Annotated in this window: 15 protein-coding genes and 1 pseudogene; 12 read left to right on the forward strand and 4 right to left on the reverse strand. The window is 61.3% G+C overall.

Annotated elements, in window-relative coordinates; genetic code table 11:
* Together VIF40_RS16125 and VIF40_RS16130 are read left to right on the forward strand one after the other, a co-directional pair.
* A pseudogene (locus tag VIF40_RS16125) lies at nucleotides 1-101 on the forward strand (methane monooxygenase/ammonia monooxygenase subunit C); the annotation flags it as partial.
* 375 nt (nucleotides 102-476) lie between these two features.
* The gene (locus VIF40_RS16130) at nucleotides 477-974 is read left to right on the forward strand and encodes a DUF1269 domain-containing protein (protein WP_331938534.1); all 498 of its coding nucleotides are present in this window, start codon (nucleotides 477-479) and stop codon (nucleotides 972-974) included.
* Nucleotides 975-1,023: 49 nt separating this feature from the next.
* Here VIF40_RS16130 and VIF40_RS16135 read toward each other — a convergent pair whose 3' ends face one another.
* Both VIF40_RS16135 and VIF40_RS16140 read right to left on the reverse strand, forming a co-directional pair.
* Nucleotides 1,024-1,683, reverse strand: a complete 660-nt coding sequence (locus tag VIF40_RS16135) for a hypothetical protein (RefSeq protein WP_331938535.1) — start codon at nucleotides 1,681-1,683, stop codon at nucleotides 1,024-1,026.
* Between the two features lie 180 nt (nucleotides 1,684-1,863).
* Entirely contained in the window at nucleotides 1,864-2,157 is a 294-nt protein-coding gene (locus VIF40_RS16140) for a hypothetical protein (RefSeq protein WP_331938536.1), read from the reverse strand.
* A gap of 421 nt (nucleotides 2,158-2,578) precedes the next feature.
* On the opposite strand from VIF40_RS16140, the gene VIF40_RS16145 reads away from it, so the two are divergent.
* From VIF40_RS16145 to VIF40_RS16160, 4 genes are all read left to right on the forward strand, one after another.
* Entirely contained in the window at nucleotides 2,579-2,953 is a 375-nt protein-coding gene (locus VIF40_RS16145) for a hypothetical protein (RefSeq protein WP_331938537.1), read from the forward strand.
* 24 nt (nucleotides 2,954-2,977) lie between these two features.
* The gene (locus tag VIF40_RS16150; RefSeq protein ID WP_331938538.1) at nucleotides 2,978-5,011 is read left to right on the forward strand and encodes a hypothetical protein; all 2,034 of its coding nucleotides are present in this window, start codon (nucleotides 2,978-2,980) and stop codon (nucleotides 5,009-5,011) included.
* Between the two features lie 1,718 nt (nucleotides 5,012-6,729).
* Nucleotides 6,730-7,377 (forward strand): hypothetical protein, encoded by a 648-nt coding sequence (locus VIF40_RS16155; RefSeq protein ID WP_331938539.1) that lies wholly within the window; start codon nucleotides 6,730-6,732, stop codon nucleotides 7,375-7,377.
* Between the two features lie 219 nt (nucleotides 7,378-7,596).
* Nucleotides 7,597-8,190 (forward strand): TMEM175 family protein, encoded by a 594-nt coding sequence (locus VIF40_RS16160; protein ID WP_331938540.1) that lies wholly within the window; start codon nucleotides 7,597-7,599, stop codon nucleotides 8,188-8,190.
* 211 nt (nucleotides 8,191-8,401) lie between these two features.
* Here VIF40_RS16160 and VIF40_RS16165 read toward each other — a convergent pair whose 3' ends face one another.
* Complete coding sequence (locus VIF40_RS16165; RefSeq protein ID WP_331938541.1) at nucleotides 8,402-8,587, reverse strand: hypothetical protein; 186 nt, start codon at nucleotides 8,585-8,587, stop codon at nucleotides 8,402-8,404.
* A 567-nt stretch (nucleotides 8,588-9,154) separates the two neighbouring features.
* Entirely contained in the window at nucleotides 9,155-9,997 is an 843-nt protein-coding gene (locus VIF40_RS16170) for a hemerythrin family protein (protein ID WP_331938542.1), read from the reverse strand.
* Between the two features lie 77 nt (nucleotides 9,998-10,074).
* Between VIF40_RS16170 and VIF40_RS16175 the strand changes: the two genes are divergently transcribed.
* Genes VIF40_RS16175 through VIF40_RS16200 form a run of 6 tightly spaced genes read left to right on the forward strand, consistent with a single transcriptional unit; the run spans nucleotide 10,075 to nucleotide 15,263 of the window.
* The gene (locus VIF40_RS16175; RefSeq protein WP_331938543.1) at nucleotides 10,075-11,088 is read left to right on the forward strand and encodes a hypothetical protein; all 1,014 of its coding nucleotides are present in this window, start codon (nucleotides 10,075-10,077) and stop codon (nucleotides 11,086-11,088) included.
* A 36-nt stretch (nucleotides 11,089-11,124) separates the two neighbouring features.
* Nucleotides 11,125-12,645: a terminase TerL endonuclease subunit gene (locus VIF40_RS16180; protein ID WP_331938544.1), complete on the forward strand. Its 1,521-nt coding sequence runs from the start codon at nucleotides 11,125-11,127 to the stop codon at nucleotides 12,643-12,645.
* Entirely contained in the window at nucleotides 12,636-12,959 is a 324-nt protein-coding gene (locus VIF40_RS16185) for an HNH endonuclease (protein WP_331938545.1), read from the forward strand. The genes VIF40_RS16180 and VIF40_RS16185 overlap by 10 nt, the downstream gene beginning before the upstream one ends.
* Nucleotides 12,944-14,200, forward strand: coding sequence for a phage major capsid protein (locus tag VIF40_RS16190; protein ID WP_331938546.1), 1,257 nt, complete (start codon nucleotides 12,944-12,946; stop codon nucleotides 14,198-14,200). Before VIF40_RS16185 ends, VIF40_RS16190 begins: the two co-directional genes overlap by 16 nt.
* Complete coding sequence (locus VIF40_RS16195) at nucleotides 14,200-14,727, forward strand: HK97 family phage prohead protease (RefSeq protein WP_331938547.1); 528 nt, start codon at nucleotides 14,200-14,202, stop codon at nucleotides 14,725-14,727. Before VIF40_RS16190 ends, VIF40_RS16195 begins: the two co-directional genes overlap by 1 nt.
* On the forward strand, nucleotides 14,724-15,263 hold the full coding sequence (locus tag VIF40_RS16200; protein ID WP_331938548.1) for a hypothetical protein: 540 nt from the start codon (nucleotides 14,724-14,726) through the stop codon (nucleotides 15,261-15,263). The genes VIF40_RS16195 and VIF40_RS16200 overlap by 4 nt, the downstream gene beginning before the upstream one ends.

Here is a 15,263-nt window from a genome sequence, read left to right on the forward strand (position 1 = left end):
TCGGCTGGATGGCGCTTGGCGTGTTCGGCGTCGTTCTTCAGCTGCTCGGCCGCATCCATGCGCTGATCGGCAAGGAAGGCGTCGCCCTCCTCACCGAGTAAGATATGACGAGGCCGCCCGCGCCCCGAGGGCGCGGGCGGATGATCAAAGAAAGGAAAAGCCTATGATCGGCAAGTTGCTTGTCGCGGCGTCCTTGCTCTCGCCCCTGGCTTTTTGGCTGGCTGCGCCGCGTCGGGTTCCGGCGCGCGTCGCACACTGCTGCAGGGGCGCGAAGAGAGGCTTCTGAGGTCGTCTCTTTTCCGCCGAAAGGCCGCTACCGCGCGACGCCGCAACGAGCGGCGCCGTGCGCGCTTCTTTCGTCACGCGCCTTCACTGCGTTTACCGTGAGGTATGCGCTTGCATTGTAAATTCATTCGGCTCGACTAGATCGGGAGGCGGGTGCGCGACCAACGCCAGCCCTTACCAGGAGAGCTCTCATGAACGACCTGCTCGTTATTGCCTTTTCCTCGGAGCAGAAGGCCGAGGAAGTGAGGCAGAAGCTTTTTCAAATGCAAAAGGAATATTTGATCGAAATGGGCGACGCGGTCGTCGCGGTAAAGGACGCCGAGGGCCACATCAAGCTCAATCAGCTCTTCAACATGACGGCGATCGGCGGCGTCTCCGGCATGTTCTGGGGCGCTCTCATCGGTCTGATCTTCTTGATGCCGCTCGCGGGGGCAGCGCTGGGCGCGGCCTCGGGCGCCGTTTCCGGGGCGCTGACCGACTTTGGCATCGACGATAAATTCATGAAGGAAGCCGCGGAGGTGATTCCGCCGGGCGGCGCGGCGCTCTTCGTTCTCGTCCACAAAATGACGACGGATAAGGTCCTCGAAGGCTTGAAAGGCGTGGGCGGAACGGTGCTCCGCACATCTTTCGAAAAGTCGAAGGAGGACGCCATTCGCGCCGCGCTCGCGGCCCAGATTCCGAGCATCTGACCGAAAAGGCGCGCGCCATCCGATGGCTATGGCGCGCGCAGGGTCTTGCTCAAGCGGTTGCGCGTTTCTCCCGCCGATGCGCGTGCAAAGTCACCCAAAGGCTGACGCCCACAAAGGCGGCCCCGAGCAGGGCGACGATAATGAACAGCGAAGAACGTTGTATGATCGCCATCCCCGGCACAAAGAGCGCGAGGATCAGGCCCACCACGCAAATCTGCCACGCCTGGGCGTGAACGCCGGCGACAAAGGTTGCAAGCGCGAGGATAACCATCAGATTGAGGCCCGCCGCATTGACGTCGATCAGCGCGCGCAACGATGGTGAATACATCAGCAACATAGCGGCCAGAAATGCGGCCCAGTGCAAGATTTGAGTCCAGATCAGCTTGACGCGGTCCTCCCTTGTCGGCGCATGCCGCCAGCCGACAAAGATGCAAAGCGCGCAATACACGGGCGTGAGCAGCTCCCAATACCATTGGACGGGCGCCCCCGTGAAGGTCACGAGACCAATGCCGACCACCGCCATCGAAAGCATGACGATGTAGGGCAGTTCGATCTTCAGCACGTCGGTGAAAAGCACTTCCGGCGGCTGCGTCCTGATCTCGTCGATGCCATCTTCGAGCGCGGCCGCCCACGATGGCGCATGCGCGTGCTCATGCGGCTTTTGGGGCTCGGCTGCGTGACCACCCGCCGATTCGGGGCTGTTGGACATTCGAATTTCCCTTGTCGAGAAGCGCTGTCGTAGACGCGCGCGTTTGACGCTCCGTCAGCCGGCGAGGCGCAATGCCCGGAGGATAGTGCGAGCGATCGAACTCGGCAACCGCGGCTCTCCAGCCGGCCGCTCGGTCGGGAGGCGCTCGTCGCCATCGCGCATGGCGGCGCTTTTGGAAGGTTAGCGGGTTTTCTCTTTGTCCTTCGCTAGCGGGACCACATATTGCAGCGCGGTGACGGAGAAAAAGCCGCCGAGCCAGGCCCCGGCCGCGGCGAAGAGCACATAGCCCCAGTTTGCCGTGTAGCTAATTACCGCAAAGGCCGAGAGCAGATACCATGCGCTGCTCCAGCTCGCCGCGGCGACGCGTCTGCGCGCCGAAACGGCCGCATTGAAAAACACATAAACGGCGTCGGTCGCAGCGGTCGATAGCAGGACGCCGACCGCGACAAACGGATCAATCGGCGGAAGACTCATCTACAAAGCGCTCTTCTTGCAACTTGGTTGATTTGCGGACGACGTCGCTCGGGGTCGAGCTTCAATATAGAAGTGCGCTATTGGGCACAACTCAGCAGCACTTCTGTTAACCAATATAAAGCATCGCCGCGCTTGCAACTGCGGCGAAGAATACGGAGAGGGCGACGGCGTTGAAGATTGGCGTTCGTATCATGGTGGGATAGGATGGATAGTTGAAAAGGCTGTTTCAATTCGCAAATTGATCGCGCGGCGAAGAGTCGCGGCCTTCTCGAGCAGAGGTCCGACGACCAAGCTGATTTCCATCATCAGCCGATCCAACTCACGTTAATTTCGCCGCGCGCGCCGATGGGACTTCTTTTTGTCGTCGGCTTTCCCGCCTATCAATACCAAGTTGATTCCTGCCTGCTGGAGCTCCTGGATCATGAAGAGATTTGTCCTAGCCGGACTGTTCCTCTATGCGTCGCTCGGCGCGGCGGCGGCCAAAGGGGGCATGCAAACCTGGATTCTGGTCTGCCCCAAGAGCTTCGCTCAAAATGAATGCAATCTGACGACGGCAAGCCGCTGGTACCATTTGCCTTCCCCGCAACCAGCGGGTGGCAGCCCCGCGATACAGGCAGCGCGGGCCAGGATTGGCCAAGGCCTCGCCGCGGGGTTTTATTTGTCGCAGGAGCAGTTCCCCGCCGGCGTCTCGATGGGCGACCGCGCCCGAGTGTTCAAGGCCTGTGATCCGCAGCCCGCCGCTCCAGTCGACGCTGAAGCGGCGGAATGGGCGCAACGCGGCGAATGCCTGCGCTAGCGCGCTTTCCGCTCGCATGGAATTATGCGAGCGATAAGAAATCGCGCCAAAATCAGAAACCTGGAGCGCATTCTTATCGCAAAGTCTGTCAACTTTTGCGGAATGCGCTCCAAGCCGGAAGCGCGCCTGATAATGGATGCTGCACAATCGGCCACGCGCCGCGCCCGCCTCCGATGGGACGACGTCGGCGGTCTGATTGCGGTCGTCGCGATCATTCTGTTTGCTCGTCCTTACAGAGGACTCGCTGGAGACGCCGCGCTCTATGTCGGCCATGCGGTCGCCGCTCTCGATTCCCAGCAGGTCGGCCTCGACCCGATGTGGGCGCTCGACGGGCAGATGAGGTTCAGCATCTTCCCGCGCCTTGTCGAAACGTCGGTCTCATGGCTCGGCGTGCATTCGGGAGCCTTGGCCCTGGCCTTTGCCGGTCTTTGCGCATGGGGCGCTGGGCTTTTCGTGCTTGCCAATGCGTTGGGGCTTGGCTCTTCGCTCGTCGCCGTCGCTTTGGCTGCCATGGCCTTTCCCGCCGGATATGGCGCTTATGGCGCGATTTATTTTGCAGAGCCGCTCGCCGTGCCGCGCGTTTTCGCGGAAGCGGTTGGCCTGCTCGCGCTCGCGGCTTTGATTTTTGAACGGCGCGCCTTATTCGCCCTGATCATCGCCTTCGCAATGTTGTTGCATCCGCTCATGGCCACCGGCGCGCTGGCCACGGGCCTCGCGTATGTCTCTTTGCGCGACAAGCGGATTGCGTTCTTCTTTGTCATCCTCGCATTGACGGGATTGGTTCTGGTTCCGTGGATTGGGACGCCAGTTCTCGATCCATTAACGGCTCGCATGGATGCCGAGTGGCTCCAAATCCTACGCGGCCCCAACGACTATCTCTTTCCGGCATTATGGCCGCAGATGGCTTGGCGGCTGAAGGCGACCCAGGCGATCAGCGTGGCGCTTTATGCCTGGTTGTCGCCGGGCGTTGCGCGCCGCTTTTTTTTGTCGGTGTTGATTGCGGCCGGCGCGGGCCTCGCAGCGTCGATTGTTTTGGGCGATATTCTGTCTTTTCGGCTTGCGGTTCAAACCCAGCCATGGCGCATTGGTTGGCTGCTTTGCGTCGCGGCGCCGATCGGTTTCGTTCTGTGCGCACGCCCTCTGTGGCGCGCCGGCGGAACGCGCCGCCTCTCCGTGTTTTTGATGGCCGCCGCCTGGGCGGTGAGCGATCAGGCATCGGGACCGGCTTTGGCGCTATTGGCGGCCGGGATCATCGTCGGCGAGCGGTGGTTGGAAGGCCAAATCTCCGAAAAGACGGTCATGCTTATCGGAGCATGCGCGTCCTTTTTCGTCATCGCGAAATTCGCGCTGGAGCTTGGGGCTATTCACAATCTTGTCACTCGAGCTCCGGCGCCGGCGCAGCCATCCTATCGATTTTTGCTCCTGCACGCGCATGCCCTGGCTGGGCCTGTGGCCTTGGCGACCGTTATTGCGCCGGACTTGCTTGCGCGATTCCGACTTGCGCGCGCGACCTCCGCCGCGTCTTTCGTCGCCGCGATCTGTTTTGGCGTCTCAATGTTTTTCTGGAATCCCCGACTGGACCCGTTCCGATTGGCGCGTGTGGGCGCGAGCGCCTATCCCGAGCTCGAGGAAATGCTGAGCAATCGGCCGGGGCCTGTCCTTTGGCTGGGAGGCAGTCAGGAAGCTTGGTACTGGGCTCGGCGTCCCAATTGGGCGGCCCCGATCCAAGGGAATGGGATCGTCTTTTCGCGTGAGCTGACGTTTCTTTGGTTTACGCGCATGCGACGGCTCAGCGCGCTTGGATGGATCGCCGACGGCGAAACTGTTTCGAGGGGCGTCGCCCGGGCGGACCCGGTGTTCCCAGTCCTCCAACCCGAGCAGATTAAGACGTTTTGCGAAACGTCGGATGCGCCGTCGTGGATCATCGCGCCCACCCCGACGCCCAACGGCGAGGCGATATGGCGCGCGCCGGAGCCGCGCTATGCGCCTCTGCCGGAGAGCGGCGCCTATGAGCGGATCGACCTCTACCGGCTCATCCCCTGCGCGTCAGGCGCGTAAACCCGCAGGATTAATCGCGGTTGGAACCTCGTCTGGCGCGAGCCGAGAAATAGGCCCCGGCGCGTTGACAGCTTAGACCTACGTGCCCGAGGGGCGCTTCGGCCCATGCCTGAGCGCGGCGCATGGGCCGCCGCGAACATGCGGCAGGCGGGGAAGCAAGCCATAGCAATTGCGGATTGAACGCATTGTGCGAGACAAAGCAGGCGTTAGTTACGGGATCCGGGTTGCTGGCGAGGGGGCGAACGAAGCGATTGCTTGGAGGCTGCTATGAAAAAGCTAAGGCTCGCACTCGCTATCGTCTCGCTTCTCGCATCCTCCGCGCAAGCTCAAGTTCCGACCTGTCAAAACCAAGGCGACGCCGGAAATACAACTTGCATGGCTGGCATGCTCTATCGATGCGTCTGCAGGCAAATCCAGACATCGACAAGCTGTGCGTGGAATAATGCGGCCGTTGCCTGCACTGCGTTTTCTGGAGAGGATTTGGAGCAAAATGGCAAATACTCGACTCCTGCTGTAGAGTCGCCTCTCAGCCTTTAACAGAAAGCATTAGGATCCGCTCACCAAATTTCCCCTTCACGCGCGCGGCGTAGCGCTTGCTTTCGCCGAATCCGCCCCGTAGGCTCCCCCTCAGATGACGGCTCGTCCTCGCTGTCAGAAGAAAACGCCCCGACGCCGGGATGTACGCGCGGGGCGTTTTTTCACGCCCGGATGCCCGCCCGGGCGTCACTTTGGAAGAGGAAAGCAGCGTGAGGCTGATAGCGCTTTTTATTCTTGGGGCGGCGCTCGGGGCGTGTCGGTCGCCGTCGGGGCCCGGCGAGGCCGAAAAACTCTCTGCGGCTACGCGCCAGGCATATAATCAGCGTTTAGACAGGTTGTGTAACGGATTGCCAGCCGTTCAAAGGGCTTATTGCGCGAGCAAGGTCCCTGAATGAGCCCAGCCGACGCCCCGACCGTGGACTAACGGCGGGGCGTTTTGATTTTCGTGATTTCGAGCGCATTCCGCAAAAGTTGACAGACTCTTGCGATAGGAATGCGCCCAAGATTTTTTTGACGCGATTTTCTTATCGCTCGCGTGATTCCGTGCGAGCGGAGCGCGCTAAGCCGCAATCCGGAAGGATTGGGGAGGCTCCTCGGCGTTGGCCGTTTCGGAAGCTTCCTCCCTCGCAGGCCTCTTCCAAGAGCAAACAAGCCGCCCCGTGGCTGGATCACGGGTCCAGACACTTATGAGCCGTTCGCGGCGAAGGTCCGGAATATGCTCTTCGCAACGGCGCGGCGGAACCGCGTCCGCGATCGGACGCTGCGTAAACAGGTATTTTGCGAGCTTGATCATCGCCCGTCTCCTTAACCGTTGAAGTCCACGGCCCGGAGCATGAGCGGCAGGCAGAAGCTTTAGGCTCTAGCGGCGCCTCTCACGCGGCCTCCGAGACCGCGGATGTTTTCGTTGTCGAGCGGCGTCGTTTGCGCAGACGATGCTGCGGGCGCGGCGCCTAAGCGGCTACTGCCCATAAGTCTTTCTGGGGTTGGTGAGATCGACGACACAGCCAGGGCCCGTCGTCTGCTGGCGATATCGGTCTCCGCTTCGAGCTTGTCAAGCGACGGAATTAGATTTCGTGGTATCCTCCACGAACCGCGCGAGGACGGCAGCGGGCCGATCGCATCGTGTGACGACACAGCCGCAACTCCCGTCCCGCTTGACCGCCAAATAAGGACTCCAGTCATTGAAACGTGTTTCGAGAAACCTACAGGGCTTCAAGGGCCGCCAGCGCAGTTTTGCGGTTCAAGTTGTTCGGCTCGGGAGCGCCGAGCCACCAAAGCGGCGTGGTGAGACGAAGGCGCCCGTTTCTCAGCCGCCCCAGCCGGCGCCATTGGGCGAGGCCTTCAATCCGGAGCTCGAAGCAAACAAGGCTCCGCGCCCGTGGCAGGCCGCAGGCGCCAGGATCATCGAGGCGGTCGACCAGCCGCGAGTTCTCGATACGCAGCGCGAGCCGAAACCGCGCTGCGGCCGTCCGAGCCGGCAAAAACTCGATGCGAGAAACGGGAAACAAGTCGAGGCCGAGGCCGTCACCGCCGGGGCCGCTATACCCGCCAAGCTGAAAAACCCTCGGGCGCCGCATAAGCACGCCGGGGAGGAAATTCGTCCGGGCCTCGCCGAGCCGGCGCTCGCGCCAGCGGCCTCCGAGTCGACCGCCGAGTCCACAAAAGCCAAGAGAATGCGCCGCAGTAAGATTGAGGCCCTGGTTGCGAGGCTGGCCGAGCCCTCAACGCCAAGCCGTGCAAAGCGCGAGGTACGGAAGGTTCTCACCGAGACGGGAGTTCGGCTCACATTCCGCCAGCGCCGCGCCTTGCGCCTCAAGGCGAGTCCCTGAGCGACCTCGTCCGACGATTGGCGAGGCGCTTCCGAGAAAAGCGCCAATCCCCGACTATGAAGCACGCGCGAAGATCAATCGTTGTGCCCATCGCCGCTACAGGGACGGGAAGCGCCTCGGGCTCGGACGGAAATGCGGCGGACGTGATCCAGCCGGATGTAAGCGCGGCGCATTTTGCTATATCGATGAATGTGACGGCGCGCCGTTGGGTCAAAATCGATGGAAACAAATCGGCTGGAAGCTTTTAGTGACGGCGTGTTGGCGATCGTCATCACGATTATGGTGTTGGAGCTAAAGATTCCGCATGGCGAGGACCTTACTGCGCTGTTCCCGCTCTGGCCCGTATTTAGCAGTTATGCGTTAAGTTTTGTCTATATCGGGATCTACTGGAATAATCATCATCATATGTTGAAAGCCTCCGAGCGCGTCAACGGCCAGATATTATGGGCCAATCTCCATTTGTTATTTTGGTTATCGCTGTTGCCTTTTACGACAGGCTGGATGGGCGAGAACCACTTTGCCCGCTGGCCAACATTTTTTTACGGCTTGAATTTGCTCGTTACCGCTATCGCATATTATGTCTTACAGACCTCCTTAGTGCATCTACACGGCCCAAGAAGCTTGCTCGCCAGCGCGATCGGACGGGATGTTAAGGGAAAGGCGTCGCCCTTCCTATACGTGCTTGGCATTGTCACAACCTGGCTATTCTCGCCGTGGGGAGGTTTAGTCTTTTTTGTCGGCGTAGCCCTGATGTGGCTCGTGCCAGACCGCCGCATCGAAGATAGGCTTGAGGTGAGAAAAAGCGACACGTGATCCCCGGAACAACGGTGCCGCAGGGCCAGCAAGCCGACTATTGAAAGCTTTCTCGCGCTGGTGGCCCGTTGCCTGTGCCGCGGGTGGCCACTCTAACGGCCGGCCGGCGCCCCTCACGTATGACTCGGTCGAAGCGCCGGCTCCGACACGACCTGCGGCGGCAGACCGGGTGACGCGTCCAACAAACCGGAAGCAACCGGCCGCCAGAATATCAGTGGCGCGGCGCGCCGATCCGCGTCAACAGCTGGTAACCTAACAGGCCGCCAAGCGCGGCTCCCCCCAGCGCCGCAATTGCGCCGGCGGCGCCAAATCCCGCTACTGCGCCTAAAACCGCGCCAGTCCCCGCAAAGATATAGCGATTTTTCTGTTGGTTCGGGTTCCGTTCACTGTCCGCCATGGTCCGCTCTCCAGTTCTGTATGCCTGACAGATGGGACGAACGGGCCGGCGGGCGAGGCCTATGGCGCCGGGCCGTCCGGCCCGCCTGACTGGTCGCAGTATCGGGCGAGCGGGATTGGTTGGGCTACGACATTGGCGAGCGCGGTCTCCTACCATAATGCGCGGGACGCCCAGGAAGGGTTCGGCCTCCGCCCACGCGTCGCCCAGTGCAAGCCGACCGCACGTGGGGGCAGCTTACCTGCAAAGGGCGCCAAGGCGGATATTGTGAAGGCGGTGCCCCGCGCGGCCGGCGTCTCGAAGAGGGATGCGGCGACGCTGGCCCCCACCATCCCCCGCCACCGCCGGATGTGGGCGCCCACATCGGCTTGAGTCTGGGCGACTCGTTGGTTGACTTGAAATACCCTGACGGCACGCCCCTGAAGGAATGCGCCGGCGCTTTTGCGCTCACCGGCGGAGATCACGACGTGCCTTAAGTTCGCAGCACACGTGCGACCTACCCGAGCCCCGGTAGCTACCGGGTCAAAGAGAAACGCCCCTCCCATTCTTTAATACGGAAAGCGCTGATTTTTAGCTCTTATGGCTCGCGAAGTCGACGAAGGCGTCATCAAACCGCTTCATGTGATACCGCAGCCAGCTTTGTAGACCTTCGCCAAGATCGGGAGAGAGTTGAACTGTATTGTCGACAAGTGATGCGGTGAACTCCTTGAGGCCCTTAACGAGGTAATCATGGTCACGCTTGTGCAGGAGCATCCCGGGATAGCTTTCAATCAACATATGGTCTTCTTCGTGTTTAAAATGCTCCTTTGTCATATCGACTAGCTTCTGCAACGCCTCTAAAACAACGGAAGTTTCCGGAGCATCTTTTTGCAGTTCCTGGCGGATAAAATTTATCTGATCTGCAATGGCTTTGTGTTCCTTTGCATCAATCTCGTTTGAAGTCGCGTCGCTCATCCAGGTAACCCTTCGATATGGAATGGGTGGATAATCTTCGACACAGGATTCATGAAGGTTGTGCGACGACAAGGCGCAGGAGTGCGACTTTTGGGCGACGCGTGAAGGCCATGGCGGCGGCGGCGCGCGTCGTTGCGGCCGGATTGGTCGCAGTGGGGAGAACAGGGGGAGGTGAGGAGCTGCCTCGCATGCGACAGGCGAGGGGGAGGACTTGTTACGCGCCTCGATACCCCAGAGCGCCTTCTCGGCGGGTAATTGTAACTTATCGTCTTCGCTAATGGCAGGAGTGGAGGGGCGCATAAAAATCCCCTGAAAACAAAAGCTTCGACGCGGCTCACCGGCGAAACTCCAGCTTTTGATTATAAAGGGGTTTCCGCCGCACTGGCTCACCCCTTTGAATGGCAGTCTCAAAAAGAAACCGCCGCTCCGGCTGATCCCCGGAACGGCGGTAAAAACCATGTGAAAGCTGCAAACTTTCGAGGGGAAGATTACCGCTCATCGGCTCTCCGCGCAACACCAGATTGTAGGGGCCGCTCATGAATTCGGCGGCTATCACAATCGTTCGCGGCGCGCATCGCTCGTGCTTCACGACGATCAAGAACGAACTTCTACAGAACAAGATCGGATTGTCCTGTCAGTCACGCGCCATCCTCTTCGATCTTCTCTCGCGTCCTGAGAATTGGCATGTCGTCATAGAGCATCTTGCGAAGGTGCATATGATCGGCCGTGACCAAGTCTATAAGGCGCTCGCCGAGCTGCGGGACAAAGGCTTCGCAACGCTTGAGAAGCTTCGCGATGGGCAAACCGGGAAGATCAAAGGCTCGCGCTGGATCATAACCGAGGAGCCTGCGACGACTTCACCACGTCCTGAAAATCAGGACGCGGCGGAAACCGCGTCCTTGTCCGCCGTATCCGGCATTTCAGGACACGGAAAGGTAGAAAATAAAGATAATATACAAAATCCCCCCAAAGCCCCCGATGGGGGCAGAGAGGGAGATTTCTCTCAATCTCAAGGGGACAATTCAGCCGGCTCGAGCCTGTCCGATGCTTGGCAGACCTTCTCAGCGAATTGGCCATGGAGGATCGGGGAACAGCGCCACAAGGCGCAGGCCTCATTCTCGCGCCTCAACGCTGACGAGCAGGCCGACGCGATACGCGGAGTCCCCGCCTTCCGCGCTGCGATAGCCAGCCGCACCCATCCGCCGCACGCTGCTACCTACTTGACCGAGCGCATGTGGCAGGGCGTCCCGCCTGCCACCTCGCAACCGCAGACGAGCAAGGCGTCCAGCGCGCCGGGCAGACCCGCAATGGCGATCTTACGGCCGGACGGACAATGGTTCCTAAAAGAGGGCTCGCCGCAACTTGCCCGATGGAAGGAATACGAGCGCCAGATCGGCAAAAAGAACCGCAGCTTGTTCCGACCGACCGAATGGCCGCCGAATGCGCAGACGAGCGGCGTGCGCGGAGCGGCCTCGGAGCAGGCCACCGCATGCAACCCCTCGAAAATGGTCCCAATGCCGCAAATCCGAGCGGGGATAGCAATCGGGTAGGGGAACTTTTCCTTTCGCGCTCTCAAAGGCTTGGAAATGACAGAGGCAGAAAAGGCAATAGCGTTCATCGAGGGTCTGACGGTCCCGACGGGCCCGTTGTCGGGCCAGCCGATCGCGCTCGCACCCTATCAACGGCAGTTCCTCGAGGGGGCGCTGGCGTCTGGCGTCACGATTGGCGTCCTTTCGGTCGCGCGCGGCGCCGGCAAGAGCGCCCTTACGGCGGGCGTCGCGCTCGGACATTTGCTCGGCGAGATAGACCCGCAGCCTCGACGCGAATGCCTCGTAGGTGCCCGCACGCGCGACCAGGCGCGCGTGATTTGGGATTATATTTCCGGCCTGGCGCGCTCGCTTCCCGACAATATACAAAAGCGACTGACGTTCCGCCGCGCGCCACGCCTTGAAATCGAGTTTGATGACGAGGCCGGCCCGCATATCGTGTGCGTCCTGCCAGCGGATGGACGGACGGCGCTCGGCACATCGCCGACCCTATGCGTGCTCGATGAGCGAGGGCATTGGGAAAAAGAAAAAGGCGACGCGCTCGAACATGCGCTCCTTTCAGGCGTCGGCAAGCGTGGCGGCCGTATGCTTCTCGTCTCGACAAGCGCGAGCGACGACGCGCACGCATTCTCGCGCTGGATAGACGAGCCTCTTTCAGGATCCTATGTGCAAGAGCATCGCGCGCCGGACGGCTGCGCGCCCGATGATCTCGCGGCGATCAAGGCAGCAAATCCCGGGGCTGAATATGGCGTCGGCGCGTCGCTTGAATGGCTGGAAGCGCAGGCGCGCCGCGCGGTCGCGCGCGGCGGATCAGCGCTCACCGCCTGGCGGCTTTACAATCTAAATCAGCGCGTCGCCGACGAAAATCGGTCCGTTCTCATAACGGCCGACCAATGGCTCTCATGCGAAACGGATGACCTCTTCTTCGCAGGTCGCGAAGGACCTGTGATCGTCGGCATCGACCTTGGAGGAAGCGCCTCCATGTCGGCGGCGGCCTTCTACTGGCCAGCGACAGGCCGGCTTGAGGCTGTAGCGCATTTTCCGTCGAAGCCGTCGCTTCTCGATCGCGGACACATAGACGGCGTGTCAGGTCGCTATGTCGAGATGCACAATCGCGGCGAGCTATTCGCAATCGGCGATGCGACCGTGCCGGTTGCGGCGTGGCTATCGGACGTGATGACGCGCATAGAAGGGCAGCCGATCGGCGCGCTCGTGATGGACCGCTTCAAACAGTCTGAGCTCGCCGAGGCAATCAATCGCGCCGGCATTCGCGCGCCGCTGGTGTGGCGCGGCTTCGGGTGGAAAGACGGCAGCGAAGATATCGAGCGGTTCCGCCGGTCCGTGTTCGACGGAAAGGTTAAGGCCCGCCCGTCGCTGCTGCTGCGATCGGCCTTCGCAGACGCGATTACCCTCGTCGATCCGGCGGGCAACCACAAGCTGGCGAAAGGTAGGTCGAATGGCCGGATCGACGCCGCTGCCGCAACGCTGCTCGCCGTCGCAGAGGGCGCTCGCGCGACGGGACGCGCCTCGAAGAAGCCGAGGGCGGTCGCATGGGTGTGATGAAAAAATACAGACGCCACTCGGAAAAAATCACCCGATCGGCGCGCTGGAAATCCCTGCGCTTCATCGTCTTGCGCCGGGACGGCTTCAAATGTGTGACGCCCGAGTGCGGCGCTCGCGGCGCCCTTGAGGTCGACCACATCAAGCCGGTTCGGACGCATCCAGAACTCGCATTCGACCTCTCTAACCTTCAGTCGCTTTGCGTAGCGTGCCACTCGCGTAAGACCCGCCTCGAAATCGGTCTAGGTGAAATCGATCCGCGCAAGGAAGCGTGGAAACAACTCGTTAAGGACATAAAATGCTCGAAAGTGTGAAAATCTCTCGCCGCCAAAGCGAAATTCGCCAGTCTCTCGCTGGACTCGTCGGAAAGTCCGATGCGACTGCGGACGAAATTCGTTCGATGGAAGCGCTGGACAATGAGTATCGCGGCAATGAGACCCGCTACCGCGCGGCGCTGATCGCCGAGGACACGGAACGGCGCGAGGCCGGCGCCGATCTCGAAACGCGCGGCGACCGGGAATATGCCGACCTCGTTTCCCGGTTCGAAATTCGGCAGGCCGCGCTCTTTCTCGACGAAGGCCGCTTGTTGAATGGCCCCACTGCCGAAATCGTTTCCGAATTGCGCGCCAAGGGCGGCTATCGCGGCGTCCCGATTCCGTGGGCTGCGCTCGAACAGCGCGTGGGCGAAACCGTCGCCAGCGGCACTCCCAACCCGATCCGCATCGCCCCGACGATCGACCGCATCTTTCCCGAGTCAGTCGCCGTGCGCATGGGCGCGCAAATTATTTCGATCGACAGCGGCGAGGTGGACTATCCCGTCACCACGTCGGCGGTCTCGGCAGCTTGGGCTGCGACGGAAACGGGCGCGGTTGGCGGTCCCACGCCCTATGCGACAACCCAGAAACCCCTCAAGCCGACCAATACGCTGGGCATTACCGCCAAGATCACGCGGACCACACTCAAGCAGGGTGGAACGGCGATCGAGCAGGCCGTGCGGCGCGACATTAACGGCGCGATCGGCGCTGCGCTCGACAAGGGTGTCTTTCTCGGCGCCGGCGCGTCTGGCGAGCCTGCCGGCGTCCTTGTCGGCAGCTACGGCATCACGTCCACGGCCGTCAATGCCGCCGCATCGTGGGCTGCATTTCGCGCCGCCGTTGAGGCGTTCATGATCGCAAACGCGGCGACCTCTCCAGCGGACGTGCGCCTGCTCATTCGTCCCGAAATTTGGAATTCGATGGACAACGTTCTCATCACGAATACAGCGGTGAGTGAGTGGGATCGTCTGGTCAAGAATATTCCCCTCTCGAATATCGCCGCGTCATCGAATGCGCTTGCCGCCCCGGCTGGCGGACCGCCGGTCTCTTCCAAGGCGCTGTTGACGACAAACGTTGGCGGAGTGCCTCCGATCTTCGTCGGCGCCTGGGGCGCGATCGACCTCATCCGGGACCCGTATAGCGACGCCGCGTCGGGCGGTCTGCGTCTCACGGCGCTTGCGACGCTGGATGTGACGGTTTCGCGTCCGGCGCAGCTTCAAATCTTGACGGGCGTCCAATAATGGAGTGCCGCGCGCTTCAAATCGAGCTTCGAGCGGCGGGGAGCAATCCCCGCAAGCTCGAAGGGTATGCCGCGACGTTCGGCGTTGAAACCCGTATCGGGGATTTTGTCGAAACGATTCGGGTGGGGGCCTTCGCTGCATCTCTTGCCAGCGGGCGGGACATTATCGCCCTTTCCGATCATGACGCGACGCGCGTCCTTGGTCGCACGAAAAGCGGGACCTTGCGCTTATCTGAAGACACGCGCGGTCTGCAATTCAGCCTCGACCTTCCCGACACGACGGCCGCGCGCGATCTTCTGGCGCTTGCCGAGCGCGGCGACTTAGGTGGCGCCTCATTTGGCTTCAAGGCGCAGGACGAAAAGTGGAGCGGCAACCGCCGGGAGCTTCGAGCGATCGAGCTCCACGAAATTTCCATCGTTCAATCGTGGCCCGCCTATTCAAACACGAAAGTCGAAGCGCGAGGTCGCCTAAGCGCTGAAGCGCCTCACGCAGGCCTGAGCCGAACTCTCAATAAATGGAGGCCGTGACGGTGGCGACGACGATAAAGCAGGACGAAGCGTTCCCGGCGTCGTATCCGCCGAGGCCGACAGGCCTCTCATCGGCGGCCTCTGCGCTCGACGCGGCGATGATATGGCAGCGGATCGAAGCTTACATTGCGTATCGCTACGCGGCGCGCGCGGTCATTTGGACTGTTGAAGGCTGCGGCGAATGGCGCCCACCTCTCGCGCCGACAACGGTCAGCGTCACTGAAGTCTGGTCGCAGGGCGGCGTGTGGGAGGCGACTATTCTCGACGCTGCGCCGCTCGGCGGTTTCTGTCTTTCGGCTACGGGGCCGTATCGCTTCACAGCGAGCGTCGGCGGCGGCGACATGCCCGCGGCGGTCGCCGAAGCATATCGGCGCCTAGCTGAGTATTTTGCGATCGCCAGACAGAACGCGAATCCAGGCGTGCGCCAGGAGCACGTTGACGGCGTCATGATGAACTTGTTCGACGCTACAGCGCTAGCAAAAGCAATGCAGAATTCTGGCGCCGGCGACTTGCTACGCTCGTTTAGGAGGGCATAA

It is taken from the genome of Methylosinus sp. (assembly GCF_036560965.1).
In the GTDB taxonomy this organism is placed as follows: domain Bacteria; phylum Pseudomonadota; class Alphaproteobacteria; order Rhizobiales; family Beijerinckiaceae; genus Methylosinus.